Genomic DNA, 20,590 nt, shown 5'->3' on the forward strand with positions numbered 1-20,590 from the left:
CTATATAAGTGTTTGATTTTCAAAAATCAAACACTTTTTTTGTGCTTTAAAATATCTTAATTTTACGTTAAAACTTAACATTAAGTTAACACACCAGTGCTGTAAAAGCAAGAATTTAGCGACATCATTCAATAAACAAATTAAACGATGAAAAATTTTAAAAACTTATTACTTGTTGCTTTACTTTTTGTGTCAGCCACAGTTTTAGGACAAACTAAAATTACTGGTACTGTTGTTGACGAAACAAATCAACCAATGCCTGGGGCAAGTGTTCTACAAAAAGGAACTAAAAACGGAACTGATACCGATTTTAACGGTAAGTTTACGTTAAAAGCCTCAAAAAATTCTGGTACACTTGTAATTTCTTACATTGGGTACAAAACAAAAGAAGTTGCTTTTTCTTCTTCAAGTGTTGGAACTATTAAATTAGAGTTAGGCAATACTTTAGATGAAATTGTAATTACTTCTGGTGTAATAGACATTGCAAAAGAAAGAGAAACTCCAATTGCGGTATCTACAATTACTCCACAAGAAATTTCTTTAAAAGTGGGTAACCAAGAATTTCCAGAAATTATGAACAACACACCAGGTGTGTATGCTACTAAAACTAGTGGTGGTTATGGAGATTCTAGAATTTCTTTAAGAGGTTTCGATCAAAGTAATACCTCTTTCTTAATCAATGGTCAACCTGTTAACGATATGGAAAACGGTTGGGTATACTGGTCTAACTGGCAAGGTTTAACAGATGTTGCTTCTGGAATCCAAATTCAAAGAGGTTTAGGGGCTTCTAGATTAGCTGTTCCATCTGTAGGTGGTACTGTTTCTATTTTTACAAAAGCAGCTCAAAAAACTCAAGGAGGTTCTTTCTTTCAAATGGTTGGTAACGATGGTTACTTAAAAACAGGAGCTTCATACAACTCAGGTACAAACGATAAAGGATGGGCGTTCTCAGTATTATTATCTAGATGGGAAGGTGATGGTTATGTAAACAATACTTCAGGTGAAGGATATACCTATTTTGCAGCTGTTGGTTATGAACCAGAAGGCTCAAAATCAAAATTTAATTTATCTTTCTTAGGAGCAGGTCAATGGCACCACCAAAGAGACGTTTGGGTTTCTATTAGAGATTACCAAAACTTTGGGGATAGTGGTATTGATAGAAGATGGAACTCTAATGGAGGTACTTTAAACGGAGAAGAATACAACTTAAGAAGAAACTTTTACAACAAACCTTTAGCTACCTTTAACTGGGATTGGGAAATTTCTGAAAACTTAGAATTAAACACTTCTCTTTATGGCTCTTGGGGTCGTGGAGGTGGAACAGGTCCTAGAGGAAATAACTTTAGAAATGCAACCTTAGACATTTTACCTTTTAGAAAAGATTTAACAGAGCATTATAACGAAAATGGTAGAGGAGCAAGAAATGCAGATGGTACTATTAATTTTGATGCTTTAGTTGCTGAAAATAGAGCATCTACTGCTGCATACACTGGGGCAGTTGGTGATTACGCTGGTCAATTAATTGGTTCTAATGGTTTTAGAGATGATAATGTAAATAGAGCTGTTTTGGTAAGAAGAGCTTCTATGAACTCTCACGATTGGTATGGAGGTATCTCTAGTTTAGATGCAACATTTGGTAAATTCAATGCTTCTATTGGTGTAGATTTAAGATCTTATAGAGGATACCACTACAGAGTATTAAATGATTTATTAGGTTTAGATGGATACTTTTCTACAGGAAATGAAAATTCAGCTGGACAAATTATAAATCACGTTGTAAAAGCTTCTCCATTTAACGATACAGGTTTAAAAACTGTAAAAATGGATTACTACAACGTAGGTGTTGTAGGTTGGCAAGGTGTTAACGGTTTAGTTGAATATAATGATGAAGAAAAAATAACTGCAGTTTTACAGTTTGGGGTTTCTAATCAATCTTTTCAAAGAGAAGACTACTTCAATCAACCAGGAAACAATCCTGTTTCAGACAAGAAAAACATGACTGGAGGTTATGTAAAAGGTGGTGCTAACTATAACTTTAACGAAAAATCAAACGTATTTTTTAATGCAGGTTTTATCTCTAGACAACCATTATTCGACGCTGTTTTTCCAAACTTTGGAAATGCTGTTTCTGATGATTTACAAAATGAACAAATTGTATCTTTCGAGTTAGGGTATGGTTATAAAACTAGCAAGTTAGATGTAAAAATTAATGCATACGCAACTACTTGGGGTAATAGATTCTTATCAAGAAGTTTTCCTATTCCAAACTCTGCAAATTTTGGAACAGCTCAATTTACAGATATAGATGTACAACATAATGGTATTGAGGGTGAAGCTACTTATTTTGCAACCGATAAATTAAAAATTAGAGGTATGTTTTCTTTAGGAGACTGGAGATATACTAAAGATTTTGAATCATCTTTATTTGATGACAACCAAACTTTGGTTGGTACAGGTACTTTATATTTAAAAGATGTTAAAGTAGGTGATGCTGCTCAAACAACTGCAAGCTTAGGTTTAGATTATGACTTAAACGATAAAATTAGCTTTGATGCTAACTATCGTTTTGTAGATGGTTTATATGCAGATTATTCAATCGAAGACTTTGATACAGCAGATAATGATGGTGCTTTAAAATTACCTTCTTATGGTTTAGTAGATTTAGGAGCAACTGCAAAATTCACATTCTTAGGTATGGACTCTTCTTTTAGAGTAAACGTTAACAATGTTTTTGATACAGTATACATAGCAGAATCTAATACAAATATTGCTGCTGATGGAACCTTTGATACTTGGGAAGGTATTGATGTAAGAAATTCAGTTTGGTTTGGTTTCGGTACTACTTGGAACGCAGCACTTAGATTCAATTTCTAAATTAAATAGCCTTATATCATTAAGGAATAATATAAAAAAAGAGGTAGCAATTCAATTGCTACCTCTTTTTATTTTGTAGGCTATTGTAACATTAAATTTAAATTTGTTTTTATCTTGGCATATAATTTGGATGGAATGCAATAAAAATCAACAATGAAACATTTATTAATATTTATTTTTATTATCAGTTTTTCTCAATGTAGCAGTTTACAATTCGATAAAAATGCACCATTTAAAATATCAACTGCAGTATATGAAAATTGGGAAGGAGATCAGCCAGGCGTTAAAGGAACTAGTGTAAAAATCAACTATACAACAAACAAAGATGTTAAGTTTGAGAACATATATTTTAGAAATAATACAACAAAACTTCAAACTAAAAATGCAACATCTGGTAAATTTATCATTGGTTATTTTAACACAGTAAGCAAACAAAACGAGCTTGTTTTAGATAAAAACCCAACTAAAGAATTGAATAATCCAATACCACAAATAAAAAAATTTCCCTTTAAGTTAAAAGAAAATCAAGCCGTAATTAGTTATAGAATCAATGGAAATTTAGCATATTACAGTATAAAATTACTTCAAAAAGTAAAATAAATTCTTTTTATTTTTGTTTTTAAGAAACTTAAAATCAATAGTTTAATCCATTTATATAAGAATGATTTTTTTTTGGCACGCAATTTGAATATTCATAAGCATAACCATAAAACAGAAAGCTTATGAAGACGCTAAAACTACTTTTTACGATTATTATTACAGGGTCATTATTAACTTCTTGTACCATTTATAATGATGGTTTTGTAGAAGAATATCCATTAACTTTAGAAGATGTTGTTAGTGATTATGATTTATGGTATGTAGATTATCATAGAACAACAGGTACTGGAGATGTACCTTATGTATCTAGAGCATTTACCTTATCATTTATCAATGGGGTTTTATACGCAAACAATAATATTGTGGATATTGGAAGAACAGGAAATGGTTTTGGAATTGATGTGGGCACCTACAACGCTTTCAATGGCCTTTTAGAAACCAATCACGATATTGATGGTTTTAACGATTTTGAAGTCGATATAATATCTAATAACGAAATAAGATTGTACAATTACATACAAAATGTAACATACTATTTAGTAGGGTACAGCATTAACAATTTCGATTACGACAGATTGTTTTATGAAAACATAGAATATTTTTTACAAGAATATGAGGCTTGGGAGAAAATAAATGCAGTAGGAGGGACAGAAAATCCTTTTGATACTGAAAATTACCTAGCCTTTACACCAGAAAATATAACAACATTTTATAGCTCTCAAAACGATTTTGGCACACAAATTGCAAATATAAATTGGGATTATGTAGGAGGATATGAAATATTTGATGTAAATGGTTTTGAAGATCTAAAAATTTTAACATTGAATTATGATGGTGGAGATATTGAAGAGTTTGAATTAAGCGTTATTAATGATGGACGAGTTAGCTTATATCATATAAATTCAGACACTACTTATGATTTTTTAGGCAGAGGATTTATACAGTATTTAAAAGGTGAAAAGAATGTTAAAAGTGCTAAAGAGGTTGTAAGGAATAACAACAGAAAACGTACTAAAGTAATAAGAAAAACAAAAGATAGAAGAAATTTAAAATAAAGTTTGGTTAGTTGATTTTTGGTTGGTTATTTCTTAATAACCAATTGAAAGAGAAGCCACCCTGAGGAGGGTGGCTTTTTCTTTGTTTATAATTGATAAAAAGTAGTTTTTTAAAATAAAAATAAAGTGAATTTCTTTCACTATTTTTATACACTATTTGTCAACTTAAGCGCAGTAAAAAGATGTTTACGTAAAACCTACATCAATAAAACTGTAGTAAAATACAATTTAAAAAATGAAAAAAACAGCATTTATAACAGGCGCAACCTCTGGTATTGGTAAAGCTACAGCAGAATTATTTGCTCAAAATAATATTAGATTAATTCTTTGTGGTAGAAGACAAGAACGATTAGATAAATTACAAGAAATTCTAAACGATCAAACAGAAGTAACTACACTAAATTTTGATGTTTCTAAAAGACAAGAGGTAGAAAAAGCAATACAATCGTTGCCTAAAAATTTTCAAAATATCGATATTTTAATCAACAATGCAGGCAATGCACATGGTTTGGCAACTATACAAGAAGGTAGTATTGATGATTGGGATGCCATGTTAGATATTAATGTAAAAGGCTTATTGTATGTATCAAAAGCAATTATTCCAAAAATGATTGAAAACAACTCAGGTTTTATTGTAAATATTGGCTCTACAGCAGGTAAAGAAGTCTATAAGAATGGTAATGTATATTGTGCCTCAAAATTTGCTGTAAACGCTTTAAATAAATCCATGCGATTAGATTTAAATGAGTACAATATTAGAGTTGCAGGGATTCATCCAGGTTTGGTTGAAACCGAATTTTCTGATGTACGTTTTAAAGGCGATACAGAAAGAGCCAAAACCGTTTACAAAGGTTTTAAAGCCTTACAGGCAGAAGATATTGCAGACATTATCAACTTTGTAGTTACAAGACCTTATCATGTAAATATCGAAGATTTAGTGGTATATCCAACAGCACAAGCAAGTGCAACAATGGTTCATAAAGAATTTTAATTTTTTTGATTGTAGATAGTTTACATAAAAGTTGGTTACAATTAGCAGAAGCATATTTTAAAACTACTTCAGAATCATCCTTTTGTTGGCAAAAAATCCAAAAAAACTATTCTTCAAAAAGTAGATATTATCATAATTTGATTCATATACAATCGATGTTAAAAAAAGCATCAGAAAATAAAAATCGAATTACAAATTATGATGAACTATTATTTGCGATTTGGTTTCACGACATTGTATACAAAGCAACTTCTAAAAAGAATGAAGCTAAAAGTGCCGATTTTGCAAAATCTGCTTTAAAAACTATTTCTAGAGATAGGCTTGATATTAATAGCATTCACAAATTGATTATTTCTACAAAAAAGCACCAAATTATTTTAAAAGAGAATACAGATAATGCGTTTTTATTAGATTTTGATTTGGCTATTTTAGGCGCTGATTGGAAAGTTTATGAAACTTATATTCAAAATATTAGAAGAGAATACAAAATTTACCCAGATTTAATATACAAACCTGCTAGAAAAAAAGTGTTGTTGCATTTTTTAGATAGAGAAAAATTATACTTCACAGATACATATCAACAATTATATGAAGAGCGGGCAAGAAAAAATATCAAGAAAGAAATTCAAAAGTATTTAAAATAAAGCTCATAAAAACCAACTTTTGTATAGATTATATAATGACTTATCTATTCTGAATAATATTCTTATTTTTGTGGCCTCAAAAACAGCGAAATGTCAAAAAAGAATATTGCAATTCTTACTATTTTAATCACCATTATTTTAGATCAAATTATAAAAATCTATATAAAAACTAACTTTGTTTTAGGTGAAGAGGTTAAAGTTTTTGACTGGTTTAGAATCCATTTTGTAGAAAATAACGGAATGGCAATGGGTATTGAATTTGGGGGTAATGCTGGTAAGCTTTTTTTAACAATATTTAGAATTGTAGCTGTTGGTGCTATTATTTATTGGTTAAGGGGCACTATAAAACGCAAAGTACATAATGCCGTAATTATTGGTATTTCACTAATCTTTTCTGGTGCTGTTGGCAATATTATCGATTCTATTTTTTATGGAGTTATTTTTAATCACCCAAAACATGAGGTAGCTACTCTTTTTCCAGAAACTACAGATGGTAAATTGTTTTTTGGTAAAGTGGTAGACATGTTTTATTTTCCTATTTGGAGTGGAGATTTACCAGAATGGATTCCGTTTGTTGGCGGAGATCCGTTTACTTTTTTTCAATATATTTTTAATCCAGCAGATTCCTATATTTCTATTGGTGTAGCCTTACTTTTTATTTTTAGCAAACAAGCTTTTCCAAAAGAAGATGAAAAAGAAATAGAAACAAAAATATAGAGGCTTAATCTTTTTTTAATTTACATTTTGTTTTTTAGTACCTTGTATCTTGATTTTTTTTTTGAATTACTAACACATTATATCTATGAAGATTTCAAGATATCTCCTCGTTTTTTTAATCGGCTTTTTAATTGCCAAATTTTGGTATCAAAAAGAAGATAAACATCAAACACAAGAAGAAATAAATGTAGTGGTACATTCCATTAAAAACTTAAGTAAGTTAGTAGTTTCTGGCACTACTTTTTCTGAAGTGTACAATTTTAAAGATTCTAAAAAATATTTTTACGATTATTTATCTTTTGATAAACAAGCCATTGTTACTGTAAATGCTAAAGTAGAGGTGGGTTATGATTTATCGAAATTAGAAATACAGATTGATTCTTTAGGTAAAAAAATTTACATCAACAAAATACCTAAAGAAGAGGTTACTATTGCCCCAGATATTAAATATTTTGATTTACAAGAAAGTCAGTTTAATACTTTTTCTAAAGAAGATTTAAATAAAATCAACCAAAAAAGCATCGAAAAAATAAAACAGACAGCAGCGTTAACTCACTTAAAAAAAGAAGCAAAAACACGTTTTTTTGAAGAAATTTCTAAAATTTACCAACTATCAGCTATTTACGGATGGCAAGTTGTAGATAATACGAACTCTATTTTTTTAACAGAATTTGAAACACAAATCAATTAAATTATCACTCAAAATTAAGTACTTTTGAGTATGTCTGCATCTTTAGAACTTCAAATACAAACCTTACCAAATGCTCCTGGTGTATATCAATATTTTGATAAGGAAGACAAAATTATTTATGTTGGTAAAGCCAAAAATTTAAAGAAACGAGTTAGTTCTTATTTTACCAAAACACACGATAATGGTAAAACCCGAGTACTGGTTAAAAACATTAACAGCATAAAACACATTGTTGTAAATACAGAAACAGATGCGCTTTTATTAGAAAATAATTTAATAAAAAAGTACAAACCACGCTACAATGTTTTATTAAAAGATGATAAAACTTACCCTTGGTTATGCATTAAAAAAGAACGTTTTCCAAGAATTTTTTTAACACGAAGAGTAATAAAAGACGGCTCTGAATATTATGGGCCTTACACCTCTATTAGAACCGTAAAAGTATTGTTAGAAGTAATTAAAGATGTGTATGCTTTGCGCACGTGTAATTACGATTTAAGTAGGCAAAAAATTAACGAAGGCAAATATAAAGTTTGTTTAGAATATCATTTAAAAAATTGTAAAGGTGCTTGTGAAGCCTTAGAAACAGAAGCGCATTATAACCAATCTATTAAAGAAATTAGAAACATTATTAAAGGTAATTTTAAAGAAAGTGTAGCACGTTTAACCAATGTAATGCATTCTTTTGCAGCGCAAATGGAGTTTGAAAAAGCGCAAAAAATTAAAGAAAAGTTAGATCGATTAAGTGGTTACCAAGCCAAAAGTACCATTGTAAATCCGTCTATAAATAATGTAGATGTTTTTAGTATTATATCTGATGAAACCCATGGTTATGCTAATTTTTTAAAGATTTCTAATGGATCAATAATTCAATCTCATACCACAGAAATTAAGAAGAAATTAGATGAGACTGATAAAGAATTATTAGAGCTTTTTATAGTAGAAATTAGGCAACGTTTCCATTCGCAATCACCAGAAATTTATGTGCCTTTTAAAGTAGATATTGGGGAAGATATTAAAGTAACTATTCCAAAATTAGGCGATAAAAAACGAATTGTAGAACTCTCTGAACGCAATGCAAAATATTACAGGCAAGAGCAGTTTAAACAAATAAAAATTGTAGATCCAGATAGGCATGTAAAACGAGTTATGGCGCAAATGAAAAAAGATTTGCGTTTAAAAGAAGAACCAAGGCATATAGAGTGTTTTGACAATTCTAACATACAAGGAACCAATCCTGTTGCAGCTTGTGTGGTGTTTAGAGATGGTAAACCAAGCAAAAAAGAATACAGACATTTTAATATAAAAACAGTTGTTGGCCCAGATGATTTTGCATCTATGGAAGAAGTTGTTTTTAGAAGGTACAAACGTTTATTATCAGAAGGCCAATCTTTACCTCAATTAATTATTGTTGATGGTGGTAAAGGCCAATTATCTTCTGGTTTAAAAGCTTTAGATGATTTAGGTTTGCGAGGCAAAATTGCCATTATAGGTATAGCAAAACGTTTAGAAGAAATTTATTATCCAGATGATCCAATACCTTTATATTTAGATAAAAAATCGGAAACTTTAAAAATAACACAGTTTTTAAGAAACGAAGCACACAGGTTTGGTATTACCTTTCATAGAAATAAACGCAGTAAAAGTGCCATACAATCAGAATTAGAACAAATACCAGCTATTGGCAAACAAACCATTACCACTTTATTGCGTAAATTTAAATCGGCAAAACGTGTTAAAGAAGCTTCTTTTACAGATTTAAAAGAAGTTATTGGTAATGCAAGAGCTGTAAAAGTGCATCAATTTTATCATCCAAAAAAAGAAAATGAAAGTTAAACTCTTTCTTTTAGCAATAGCTTTTCCAGTATTGGTTATAGCACAACAAAAACAACCAAAAATTGGTTTGGTGTTAAGTGGTGGTGGTGCAAAAGGGTTTGCACACGTAGGTATTTTAAAAGAAATTGACAAAGCCGGAATTCAATTAGATTATATAGGGGGCACAAGTATGGGGGCCATTGTTGGTGGTTTGTATGCTGTTGGTTATTCTGCTGTTGAAATTGAAGAAATTGTAAAAAACACCGATTTTGTAAATCTTTTAAGAGATAAATTACCCAGAAGTTCTGCAACTTTTTTTGAAAAAGAGTATTTAGAAAAAACCAAAATTACCTTACCTGTAACTAAAGGAAAAGTTGGGTTACCAAAAGGGGTATCTAAAGGTCAAAACATTTTAAACTTGTTATTTGAGTTATTAGATACTACCGAAAATATAAACGATTTTTCTAAACTACCCATTCCTTTTTTTTGTGTAGCAACAGATGTAGAAACAGGTAACGAAGTTTTGCTAGAAAAAGGTGCATTACCTATTGCTTTAAGAGCTAGTGGTTCTTTTCCAACCTTATTAAATCCGGTAGCTATTGATAATAAATTACTTATAGATGGTGGTGTTGCCAATAATTTTCCGGTTTCTATTATGAAAGCTAAAGGAATGGATATTATAATTGGTGTAGATGTAGAAGGCAGATTGGTTGAAAAAGAAAAATTAACCTCTGCTATTGAAATTTTAAATCAAATTGTGAGTTATCAGATGTATCACAAAAGTAAAGAAGAAAAAGAAAAACTTGATGTATATATTCATCCAGATATTTTTAAGTACAGTGTTGTAGATTTTGATAAAAAGGATGAGATTTTAGAAAAAGGTGAAATAGCAGCCAAAAAATTCACTGAAATTTTTAAAGAATTGGCTGATAAGCAGGTAATAAAAAAAGAGAAAAAGCCACTTGTTACCAACACTAATAAGCGATATATTACAGCAATAAACTTACAAGGCTCTAAAGATTATACCAGGGCTTTTGTGTTAGGAAAGCTAAAAATTAGAGAAGGAGACAGTATTGCAAGGCAAGAAATATCAAAAAGAATCAATCTATTATCAGCAACAAAAAACTACGATAGAATAGCTTATCAATTACAATCTCAAAAAGATAGTTCTTATCAATTAAGCTTTAATTTAAAAGAAGGTAAAGATAATGCATCACTAAGTTTAGGAGCGCATTATGATTTACTTTATAAATCTGGAGTTTTGGTTAATTATAGCCAAAAACATTTGTTAACAAATAACGATTTGTTTTCATTAGATGTAATTTTAGGAGACAATTTACGCTATAATTTAAATTATTTTGTAGATAATGGTTTTTACATCAGTTACGGTTTTAGGTCTAGATACAATCATTTTAGAACCAATTCTAAATTTAGTCCAATAACCTCTCAATTTCCAGACATTAATAGCATTAATGTAAGTTATACAGACATTACCAACCAGTTTTTTATACAAACTACTTTCGATAGAAAATTTGCCTTAGGTTTAGGTGTAGAACACAAATTTTTAAAAGCAAGTACAGAAACAATTTTAGTTAATGGCGAGAAAACAATTATAGACAATAGTAACTATTACAATGTATTTGGCTACTTAAAACTAGATACTTATGACAAAAAGTATTTTGTGACTAAAGGATATTTTGCTGATTTAAATTTTAAATGGTATTTAAATGCAATTGGTTATAACAAAACATTTAATAGTTTTGCACAAACCCAAGGTACTTTAGGTTTTGCCACTACTTTTTTTAATAAACTAACGTTTCAAAACACGAACCAGGCAGGTTTTACCTTAAACAGTTCTGCATCTAATATATTCGACTTTTATTTAGGAGGATATAATCAAAATTATGTAAATACTTTTGTGCCTTTATATGGATATGATTTTGCAGAATTGTCTGAAGATTCTTTTGTAAAATCAGAGTTTTTATTAAGATATGCAGTTGCAGAAAATCATTACGCTACATTTATTGCCAATTACGCAAGGTTAGACAGTAATGTGTTTAAAGATATCGAAATATTTAAAGACATTAAATCTGGTTATGCTTTTGGGTATAGTTACAACAGTTTAATTGGCCCAATAGAACTAAAGTATACTTGGTCTCCAGGAACAAAACAAAACTTTTGGGTATTTAATTTAGGGTTTTGGTTTTAATCAATACTAAAACAAAGGTTTACTTAGTGGTAAGGTAAAACTCTTGATAGGTTTCTAGTAAATTCATTAAAGCCTTCATTAAATCTTTTGTTTCTAATAAAATACTAAAGTATAATGTAGAATTTTTCGGGCTTGTTTCATCTGTTCTAATTCTTGCTACTTGTTTTTCTACCGACTTTGAAACGTTTTCTAGTAAAACTCTTTTTTCAATTAAAATAGAATTTAAGTCTTCAAAACCACGAGATTTAAAAACATCACTAACATTATCAAGAATTTGAGAAAGCTCGTTATTTATAGCTTTTAAATCTTTTAATTGTCCCTTTTTTAAATTTTTATGATTGTTGTTTACGTGTTTAAAACTGGCTCTAGAAATATAGCTAATAGATTGTGCTGAATCTTGCAAATACCCTAAAACCATAATATAAAATCGGCTAGCTTGTACAGAGGTTTCGTCTAAAGATTTGATAAAATAGAATACATTGTCTTTTAATTCATCAATTTCGTTATTTAATTTTTCTACGTGTTTGTCTGTTTTTCGTAGTTTGTTTAAATCATGATTTGCCAAATCATTCACAACATTGGTGTAAAGTTTACTAATTCTACTAGCAACACCAGATATATGATCTGAACTTTCTTCAATTACACCATTAATGGTAATTAACTCAGATCGTTCTATATGTGTTTTTCTTTTTATTTCTTTTGTTTTTTTTCGGTGTGCAATAGAATTTCTTGTAATTAAAAAAGCAACCAATAGCAAAAGAATAGGTATAAATGCAATGCTTAAATTTATTAAATAAGCAACAATACCAGCAGCTATAAAAGCAATAATTGCCGTTAAAAACCAACCACCAATTACATTTAACACACCAGCAACTCTATATACAGCGCTTTCGCGTCCCCAAGCTCTATCTGCTAAAGAAGTACCCATGGCTACCATAAAAGTAACATAAGTTGTAGATAAAGGCAATTTCATAGAAGTAGCAATAGATATTAAAACACTGGCCATAATTAGGTTTACAGAGGCTCTTACCAAATCAAAGGCTGGCATTTCAAAAGTTTTATCTTTTGGTAATCTAACTACAGGTTTTTCAAATTTTTCATTAATAAAATTTTGTGTTTTATTAGGTATTACATAATTGATACCAGTATTTAAAAACATCGCAAAACGAACCACGACTCTAGATAAATTGTTGGGCTGAAATTTTTCATGTCCTTCTCCTTGTCTAGATAAATCTATTCCTGTTTTAATTACATTCTGTGCCTTGCTAGAAGTCCAAAGTGTAATCACCATAATTGCACCAGCCAACAGTAATAACCATATATTAGAAGGTACTTTTTTAGCCAAGCTGCCCATAGAAAAAGTATCTGGAGAAGTTCCAGCAATACTAAAAGCTTCGCTCCAAGCTTCGTAAGAATTTAAAGCAGCAATAGGCACTCCAATAAAGTTTACCAAATCATTACCTGCAAAAGCCATAGCTAAAGAAAAGGTACCAATACCAATAATTAGTACTAATATATTCAATTTAAAAACTTTGGTAATTAAATGAGATAAAATTGACCAAATTATAAAACTAGCTCCTATAATCTCTAAAGTATTACCTTCTAAATATCCTTTTAAACTTCCATAAAATTGCGTTCCTTTTAACCCTTTAATGATAATAAAATAAGTAATAGCTGTAATCGCAAAACCACCAAATAAAGAATTAATATAAGCAGGCCTACTTTCAAAATTAAAAGAATAAATTACACGAGAAAAATATTGTACTATGGCACCAACAGTAAAAGCAACAACCACTGATAATAAAATTCCTAAAATAATGTTTGATGCAGTACTGTAATTAATATATTCCCAAATTGCAGATAGACTTTGGGCATCATTTTGTGTAATTTTTATCAACGCAATCACCACAGCAGAACCTAATAATTCAAAAACAATAGAAACCGTAGTTGAGGTGGGCATTCCAAGAGAATTAAACACATCTAACAGCAAAATATCGGTAATCATAACTGCCATAAAAATGTACATTACATCTTGAAATACAAACATACTTGGGTTAAAAATACCTTTTCTTGCAACCTCCATCATTCCACTAGAAGAAACTGCACCAAAGAATACACCAACACTAGCAATAATCATGATGTTTCTAACAGAAATAGCTTTAGAGCCAATTGCTGAATTTAAAAAGTTTACAGCATCATTACTTACGCCTACTACCAAATCTACAATAGCTAAAACAGCTAATGCAATTAGCATTAAAATATATGGATCTTCCATTTTTTGGTCATCAATTTAAAAAAGCAAAGTTAAATACACAGCATATTGATAATGTTATCTTAATGTTATGAAATTTGCCCAACAATTCGCAAGTAAAAGTATCATTTTTATTTTGTATTCACCACCAACAAATTACTATTTACAGATTGATTTTGATAACACTAAGTTAACAACTAATTAACTCAACCATAATTTACAACTAACATAGACTTTACAAAACAAACGGACTTTTGCACCAGTAAATAACACACATAGAATGAAAAAATTTTTATTGATTACTTTTTTTGCTTTGAGTCAGTTTTTAATAGCTCAAGATAAAGGTAAATTAACAGGTTTATTATCTGATAAAGAAACCAATAACGAACCTTTACCATTTGCAAATGTACTTATTAAAGGAACTACAATTGGTACAACTACAGATTTTGATGGTTTGTACACCTTATCAGTGCCAGCAGGTACGCATACAGTAGTGTTTAGTTTCTTAGGATACAAAACTGTAGAAAAAACATTTACCATAAAAACAGCAGAAACAGTAACTATTAATCAAATATTATCTGCAGAAGAAGGTGTTGCTTTAGATGATGTTGTAGTTAGGGCAGCAGTTGGTAGAGATAAAAAATCGGCGCTTTTAACAAAGCAAAAAAATGCTACAGTAATTGTAGAAAGTATTGGAGCGCAAAGATTAACCGAAACTGGTGTATCTAACGCATCAAATGCAACTACAAAAATTTCTGGAGTTACCAAGAGTGAAGGAACAGGAGATATTTATGTAAGAGGTTTAGGTGATAGATATTTATCTACAACAATGAATGGTTTGCCAATACCATCTGATAATGTTGATAATAAAAACATCAACTTAAGTTTATTTCCAACAAGTATTATTGAGAACGTTGGTATAAGTAAAACCTATGCAACTTCTAATTATTTAGACCAAGCATCAGGTAACGTTAATGTAGAAACCAAAGGGTACAGAAGAAAAGAATTTTCAATTAGTGTATCTGGAGGTTCTAACACAAACGTTATGGAGCAATTTGGTGATTTTAGAAGAACCATTATTACAGATGATGTAACTATGGGTTTTCATCAAAAGCAATTTGCCGTTCAAGATTTAATTACAAGACAAGGTTGGGATACTAAAAGTCAAAGTACACCTTTAAACTTCAGTCTTTCACTTTCTGGTGGTACTAAGTTTGATGTTTTTGGTAAAGAGTTGTCAATATTTGCAACAGCATCACATTCAAAGTCATTTAATTATCAAAATGGATTATTTAAAATAGCAAGAGCCAACATTGTTGAGCAAATTTTTGATGATGTAGAAATATTTAATTCTAATGTAAATACAACTGCATACGCTAACCTTGGTTTAAAGTTAAATGATGATCATAAAATCAAATACAACTCTTTGTTTGTTGCAAAAAGTATAGATTATTTGTATGAACAAGGTAGAAATGGAACAGGTTTTGTTTTTGAACAAGAACCCGAAGAAGATGGCGCTTTTGTAAGAGACCAAAACTTTAAACAAACATTAATGTTTGTAAATCAAGTTTTAGGAGAACATAACTTGTTTGAAAATAATACCTTAAAATGGGCTGTAGGTTTCAATTTTATTTTAGCAGAAGAACCAAATAGAATTAGAAATGAGGTAAGTATCTTAAACCCTACAACTGTTCAATATGCCAATAATAGTGCTTTTCAACAAAGAAAATCAAGCCAAAAAATTGAGGATAACGAAATTAATGCATACGTAAAAGACAGTTGGTCTTTAGGTAAAGCAGATGAGGACGACAATTTACCTTACAAACTTAATTTTGGTGTAAATTACAGGCATAAAGAAAGAAACTTTAGATCTCTTTTTATCGGTGTTGATGCAGATGGTTTTCAAGTACCAAGTGTAGATGAGTTTTCATCAACATTTACCTCTACAGCATTTAATAATGGTTTACGATTGGTAGAAAGACCATTAGACAGGTATAATGGTACCTTTGATGCTATTGCAGGTTTTGCAGATTTCGATTTTCAATTTAATAAATTTAGTGGTAATGTTGGTGTAAGATATGAAAGAGATGAAATTTATGTGGAATGGGATGTTGCCAATTTTCAAGGAAGAACAGGCTCTTTAAACAGAGATTATAACAACATCAACCCAAGTATTAATTTAAAATATGAGTTAAATGACAGAAATTTTGTTCGTTTTGCAACAAGTATTTCTCAAACCTTACCAGAATTTAAAGAATTTGCACCATTTGAATACGTATCTCCAACAGGAAGGGTAACCAAAGGAAACCCTGATATAGAAAGATCTAATGTGTACAATTTTGATTTAAAATGGGAATTTTATCCTAGTAGTGAAGAGTTGGTATCTGTAACAACATTTTATAAAAAAATTGAAGATCCTATCAACTTAGCTCAAGCAAGAGGTTCTGCTGGTATTTTTCAATTTAATAATACTGGAGATGAAGCAAATATTTTTGGAATTGAAGTAGAGGGTAGAGTTGGATTTTTAAAAAATGAAGATGAAGAAAACTTAATGAGCCTAACAGGTAATGTTACAAAAATGTGGTTAACTCAAGATTTATTAACCAATTTTCAATACAATAACAAAACAGAATCTTCATTACAAGGTGCTTCAGATTTTATCCTTAACTCAGCACTTTCTTACAGCAATAAAAAAGAAAAAGAATTTATAGCTACCTTATCTGGTAACTATTCTTCTGATAAAATATTTGCATTAGGTAGCCCAGAAAGTTTTGCAAGTAGCGATACTTTATTCAATGAAGAAATTATTGAAAAAGGTTTTGTAACGCTTGATTTAGTATTTAGCAAAGAAATCACAGAAAAATTAACTGCTCGATTTATTGGTAGAAACTTATTAAACCCTTCAATTAAACAAACGCAAGATATTAGAAATTTAAATACAGGTATAACTACTACAGAAACTGTTTTACAGTACAAAAAAGGGAGTCAGCTATCATTAAATTTTAAATATACTTTTTAAAAAAACAGAATTAAACTACTTTTTTTAAAACTTATAAAAGATCGGTTTTTTTGACTTTAATGTTAAAAACCGATCTTTTTTATTGACGTAACACTAAGTTAACAAAAACCGTATTTTCTTTTTTAACATTAACAATCACTTAATATTTACTTAAACAACAAGACAACAATTAATATCATTTTTGTGGAACTGAAACAAACAAAAAAATAAAATAAAAAAAATGAAAAATTTTAAATTCTTATTTCTATTTGCTACAATTTTAGCATTTACTTTTACAAGTTGTGGTGATGATCCAGAACCGATTATCACAGAAGATTCTCCAGTTATAGAAAATCTTAAAAATGGTATTATGAATGGTAAGTTAGAGGAAGACTATACTTTAGATGCTTCTGTTTCTTATACATTATCTGGTTCTTTTCTTGTTGATGATGGTGTAACGTTAAATATCCCTGCAGGAACTCAAATTAATGCAGTTGCTAATGGTGTAGATATATATATTGCTGTTTTACAAGGTGGTAAAATTAATGTAAATGGTACTGCAGGTAATCCTGTAATTATGGCATCTACAAACAGTGCTCCTGGAGATTGGGGTGGTTTAACATTATGTGGTAAAGCAACTACAACAGCTGGGGCTGATGCTACAGCTGAAGTTGGTGGTTTTATTTATGGAGGATCAACAGATGGTGATAGTTCAGGTATTATTAGAAACTTGATTATTAGAGGAACTGGTGCTGCAATTAATGCAGAATCAGAATATAATGGAGTATCATTTTACGCTGTAGGTTCAGGAACAGTAGTTGAAAATTTAGCGGTTATTGATGGTGCTGATGATGGTGTAGAATTTTTCGGTGGTACAGTTTCTGTAAACAATTTATATTTAGAAAATAACGAAGATGATGCAATCGACTGGACAGAAGGTTGGAATGGTACAGTTAACAATGCTTACGTTGTAAACACAAAGGCAGATTTTTCTACTGTGGTTGAAGCTGATAAAGAAAATGGGAACCCTAAATTAACAAACTTAACTGCAGTTTCTTCTGTTGGTGGTACAGCTTTACAATTTAAAAAGCAATCTGGTGCTACAATTACAGGCTTATCTTTAGTGGGTTATGATGTTACTGTTGATATGGCTGATGATGGACCATTAGCAAATGTTATTATTGATGGTGCAACTGCAGATCCTGCATTAAGCTATAATGCTGTAGCAACTGTAGATATCGATATGTTTTCTTGGGCAAGTGCAGAATTAACAGAAGTTGTAGATTTAAGTGGAACTTTAAGCACAACATTAACTTTAGATAGCTCTAAAAAATACAGACTAAGCTCGTCTTATATTGTTGAAGCTGGTGGTAAATTAATTATTCCAGAAGGAACAAAAATTAGTGCTAGAGCTGGTGGTGTAGATGTATATATCGCTGTTTTAATTGATGGTGAAATTGATATTCAAGGTACTCCTGCTAATCCAGTAGTTATGTCTTCTGTTGGAGCAGAACCTGGAGATTGGGGTGGATTAACTATCTGTGGAAAAGCAAGTACAACATCAGGTGCTAATTCAACTGCAGAAGTTGGTGGATTTATTTATGGTGGAACAACTGACAACGATAGTTCTGGTTCTATTAAAAACTTAGTAATTAAAGGTACAGGAGCAGCTATTAATTCAGAATCAGAATACAATGGAATTTCTTTTTATGCTGTAGGTTCTGGAACAACTGTTGAAAATGTTGCTGTAATTAATGGTGCAGATGATGGTGTTGAATTTTTTGGAGGTACAGTATCAGTAACTAACATTTATTTAGAAAATAATGAAGATGATTCTATCGACTGGACTGAAGGTTGGAATGGTTCTGTAACAAATACATACATTTCTCATACCATTGATAATTTTTCTACTGCTTTTGAAGCTGATAAAGAAAACGGAAATCCTATGTTTACCAATGTAACTGCAATTTCTACAACTGGTGGAATCGCATTACAATTTAAAAAACAATCTGGGGCAACAATCACCAACCTTTATTTAAGTGGTTATGATACTAATATTGATATGGCTGATGATGGACCTTTAGCTAATGTTATTATTGATAGCGTTGCTGCTACATTAACTGGAGCTTACAATACGGGTTCTCAAGTTGATATTTCTAGTTGGACTTGGATTAATGCTGAATTATAAGAACTAAAAGAAAAAGAAAATTTATTACCATAAAAAAAGCAGGCTTTAAGCCTGCTTTTTTTGTTTTCAATACAAATTTATTTTGTGCCTTCTGTAGCGCAACAAGCCATTTTACAGTTTTGTTTACATTCTTTTTTAGAAGCCATCTTATTTTCGCAATCTTTTTTACAATCTTCTGTGCAAGCGTGTGCTACTTTTGAGCTTTCAGAAGCTTTATACAACTCACCACCTGCAATGCCATCTACAAAAGCAATTAAGTCTTTTTTAGACGTTGTATTGGCATCAAACTCAATATTTGCAATACTGTCTGTAAAAATAACTTTAGCGTCTAAAACACCTTCTTTTTTAGACAATTTAGATTGAATGGTTTTTGCACAACCAATTTCGCAAGTCATTCCAGAAATAGCTAATGCTACACTTTCTTTTTTAACTTCTTTTGGCGTTTCTTTTTTACATCCTGTTACAATAAAACAAGCTATGGCTATGGCAAATACTATTTTTTTTGTTTTCATTAGAATCGATTATTAAATTATCTTACAAATTTATCAATAATTAGATGCGAATCTAAATAAATGTAAGATTTTTGCACAAAATTTAACTGATACTGAAATACATACAGCAAAAATGAATAATCAACAGCAAAAATGGTTGTATTTAATTTTACTTGCGCTAGTTTGGGGGAGTTCTTTTATTTTAATGAAAAAAGCGTTAATTGGTTTAACGCCAATTCAATTGGGTGCTTTACGTATTATTTTTACAGCACTTTTTTTGTTTTCAACATCAGCATCCTCTGTAAAAAAAATTAAAAGAAAACATTGGAAATACATTACGTTTACCGCTTTTGCAGCCAGTTTTTTTCCTGTTTTTTTGTTTGCTTTTTCTGTACATCAAATAGATAGTGCTGTTGTGTCTATCTTAAATTGTTTTACCCCTTTTAATACGCTTATTTTTGGTGCGTTACTGTTTGGGTTTTCTTTCAGAAAAGTGCAGTTTTATGGCATATTAATTGGTTTGGTTGGCTGTGCTATTTTAATTTTGACTGATGCTTCTATAAATGAAAATCAGAATTATTGGTATGCTATTTTTGTGTTGATAGCTTCTGTAGGCTACGCTTTAAATGTAAATATGGTAAAAAAATATTTGCAAGATGTACCACCAAGAGCTATTGTTACTGGTAATTTTTTATTGATTTTTATTCCGGCAATTATTGTTTTATATGCTACTGGTTTTTTTAGTGATTATACTTACAATACAGAAGGATTAATGGCTTTGGGTTATGTAGCTGTTTTAGCGGTTTTTGGCACAGGTTTGGCTAAAATAATGTATAATAAATTGGTTCAGATTTCTACACCAATTTTCTCATCATCTGTAACCTATTTAATTCCTTTGGTAGCTGTTTTTTGGGGTTTAATTGATGGTGAAGAATTTGGTATCATTCAACTTTTAGGCGGAACTATTATTTTGTTGGGCGTGTATTTGGTAAACAAGAAAAAGTGATTTTTAGGCAATAAAAAAGAGCCAAAATTTTCATTTTGACTCTTTATTTTATTCGTGTTG

14 protein-coding genes are annotated in these 20,590 nt (G+C 30.3%); 12 read left to right on the forward strand and 2 right to left on the reverse strand.

The annotated features are described in order from the left end of the window. The first annotated feature begins 147 nt into the window (after positions 1 to 147). The 9 genes from SJY27_RS11155 to SJY27_RS11195 all read left to right on the forward strand — a co-directional run bounded on the left by SJY27_RS11155 (position 148) and on the right by SJY27_RS11195 (position 11,596). Positions 148 to 2,874 carry a TonB-dependent receptor gene (locus tag SJY27_RS11155; protein ID WP_397444919.1) on the forward strand — a complete coding sequence of 909 codons (2,727 nt, stop codon included), beginning with the start codon at positions 148 to 150 and terminating at the stop codon, positions 2,872 to 2,874. Positions 2,875 to 3,027: 153 nt separating this feature from the next. Beyond that, positions 3,028 to 3,474, forward strand: a complete 447-nt coding sequence (locus SJY27_RS11160) for a hypothetical protein (RefSeq protein WP_397444920.1) — start codon at positions 3,028 to 3,030, stop codon at positions 3,472 to 3,474. 122 nt (positions 3,475 to 3,596) lie between these two features. Continuing rightward, positions 3,597 to 4,529 (forward strand): hypothetical protein, encoded by a 933-nt coding sequence (locus SJY27_RS11165; protein ID WP_397444921.1) that lies wholly within the window; start codon positions 3,597 to 3,599, stop codon positions 4,527 to 4,529. Between the two features lie 235 nt (positions 4,530 to 4,764). After that, positions 4,765 to 5,520, forward strand: coding sequence for an SDR family NAD(P)-dependent oxidoreductase (locus SJY27_RS11170; RefSeq protein WP_397444922.1), 756 nt, complete (start codon positions 4,765 to 4,767; stop codon positions 5,518 to 5,520). A gap of 5 nt (positions 5,521 to 5,525) precedes the next feature. After that, positions 5,526 to 6,164, forward strand: a complete 639-nt coding sequence (locus SJY27_RS11175; protein WP_397444923.1) for a hypothetical protein — start codon at positions 5,526 to 5,528, stop codon at positions 6,162 to 6,164. 90 nt (positions 6,165 to 6,254) lie between these two features. Then, on the forward strand, positions 6,255 to 6,881 hold the full coding sequence (locus SJY27_RS11180) for a lipoprotein signal peptidase (protein WP_397444924.1): 627 nt from the start codon (positions 6,255 to 6,257) through the stop codon (positions 6,879 to 6,881). Between the two features lie 85 nt (positions 6,882 to 6,966). Next, positions 6,967 to 7,572: a DUF4230 domain-containing protein gene (locus SJY27_RS11185; RefSeq protein ID WP_397444925.1), complete on the forward strand. Its 606-nt coding sequence runs from the start codon at positions 6,967 to 6,969 to the stop codon at positions 7,570 to 7,572. A 30-nt stretch (positions 7,573 to 7,602) separates the two neighbouring features. Then, a complete protein-coding gene (uvrC, locus tag SJY27_RS11190; RefSeq protein WP_397444926.1) occupies positions 7,603 to 9,408 on the forward strand; it encodes an excinuclease ABC subunit UvrC in 1,806 nt (601 codons plus the stop codon). After that, positions 9,398 to 11,596, forward strand: a complete 2,199-nt coding sequence (locus SJY27_RS11195) for a patatin-like phospholipase family protein (RefSeq protein ID WP_397444927.1) — start codon at positions 9,398 to 9,400, stop codon at positions 11,594 to 11,596. The genes uvrC and SJY27_RS11195 overlap by 11 nt, the downstream gene beginning before the upstream one ends. 19 nt (positions 11,597 to 11,615) lie before the next feature. Here SJY27_RS11195 and SJY27_RS11200 read toward each other — a convergent pair whose 3' ends face one another. Next, positions 11,616 to 13,871: an inorganic phosphate transporter gene (locus SJY27_RS11200; protein ID WP_397444928.1), complete on the reverse strand. Its 2,256-nt coding sequence runs from the start codon at positions 13,869 to 13,871 to the stop codon at positions 11,616 to 11,618. A 256-nt stretch (positions 13,872 to 14,127) separates the two neighbouring features. Between SJY27_RS11200 and SJY27_RS11205 the strand changes: the two genes are divergently transcribed. Together SJY27_RS11205 and SJY27_RS11210 are read left to right on the forward strand one after the other, a co-directional pair. Next, positions 14,128 to 16,866: a carboxypeptidase-like regulatory domain-containing protein gene (locus tag SJY27_RS11205; RefSeq protein ID WP_397444929.1), complete on the forward strand. Its 2,739-nt coding sequence runs from the start codon at positions 14,128 to 14,130 to the stop codon at positions 16,864 to 16,866. Positions 16,867 to 17,086: 220 nt separating this feature from the next. Then, positions 17,087 to 19,033 (forward strand): hypothetical protein, encoded by a 1,947-nt coding sequence (locus SJY27_RS11210; RefSeq protein ID WP_397444930.1) that lies wholly within the window; start codon positions 17,087 to 17,089, stop codon positions 19,031 to 19,033. A gap of 77 nt (positions 19,034 to 19,110) precedes the next feature. Here the strand turns inward: SJY27_RS11210 and SJY27_RS11215 are convergent, their stop codons facing one another. After that, positions 19,111 to 19,545, reverse strand: coding sequence for a cation transporter (locus tag SJY27_RS11215; RefSeq protein ID WP_397444931.1), 435 nt, complete (start codon positions 19,543 to 19,545; stop codon positions 19,111 to 19,113). A 112-nt stretch (positions 19,546 to 19,657) separates the two neighbouring features. Between SJY27_RS11215 and SJY27_RS11220 the strand changes: the two genes are divergently transcribed. Further along, complete coding sequence (locus tag SJY27_RS11220) at positions 19,658 to 20,530, forward strand: DMT family transporter (RefSeq protein WP_397444932.1); 873 nt, start codon at positions 19,658 to 19,660, stop codon at positions 20,528 to 20,530. Positions 20,531 to 20,590 lie beyond the last annotated feature (60 nt).

The organism is Polaribacter sp. R77954, assembly GCF_044595335.1.
Classification (GTDB): Bacteria; Bacteroidota; Bacteroidia; order Flavobacteriales; family Flavobacteriaceae; genus Polaribacter.

Excerpts from the sequence above, each read along its gene's own strand:
- SJY27_RS11180 (WP_397444924.1), top strand. The coding sequence starts at position 6,255 with ATGTCAAAAAAGAATATTGCAATTCTTACTATTTTAATCACCATTATT.
- SJY27_RS11155 (WP_397444919.1), top strand. The coding sequence starts at position 148 with ATGAAAAATTTTAAAAACTTATTACTTGTTGCTTTACTTTTTGTGTCA.
- SJY27_RS11170 (WP_397444922.1), top strand. The coding sequence starts at position 4,765 with ATGAAAAAAACAGCATTTATAACAGGCGCAACCTCTGGTATTGGTAAA.
- SJY27_RS11210 (WP_397444930.1), top strand. The coding sequence starts at position 17,087 with ATGAAAAATTTTAAATTCTTATTTCTATTTGCTACAATTTTAGCATTT.
- SJY27_RS11215 (WP_397444931.1), bottom strand. The coding sequence starts at position 19,545 with ATGAAAACAAAAAAAATAGTATTTGCCATAGCCATAGCTTGTTTTATT.
- SJY27_RS11205 (WP_397444929.1), top strand. The coding sequence starts at position 14,128 with ATGAAAAAATTTTTATTGATTACTTTTTTTGCTTTGAGTCAGTTTTTA.
- SJY27_RS11165 (WP_397444921.1), top strand. The coding sequence starts at position 3,597 with ATGAAGACGCTAAAACTACTTTTTACGATTATTATTACAGGGTCATTA.
- uvrC (WP_397444926.1), top strand. The coding sequence starts at position 7,603 with ATGTCTGCATCTTTAGAACTTCAAATACAAACCTTACCAAATGCTCCT.
- SJY27_RS11200 (WP_397444928.1), bottom strand. The coding sequence starts at position 13,871 with ATGGAAGATCCATATATTTTAATGCTAATTGCATTAGCTGTTTTAGCT.
- SJY27_RS11220 (WP_397444932.1), top strand. The coding sequence starts at position 19,658 with ATGAATAATCAACAGCAAAAATGGTTGTATTTAATTTTACTTGCGCTA.
- SJY27_RS11185 (WP_397444925.1), top strand. The coding sequence starts at position 6,967 with ATGAAGATTTCAAGATATCTCCTCGTTTTTTTAATCGGCTTTTTAATT.
- SJY27_RS11195 (WP_397444927.1), top strand. The coding sequence starts at position 9,398 with ATGAAAGTTAAACTCTTTCTTTTAGCAATAGCTTTTCCAGTATTGGTT.
- SJY27_RS11160 (WP_397444920.1), top strand. The coding sequence starts at position 3,028 with ATGAAACATTTATTAATATTTATTTTTATTATCAGTTTTTCTCAATGT.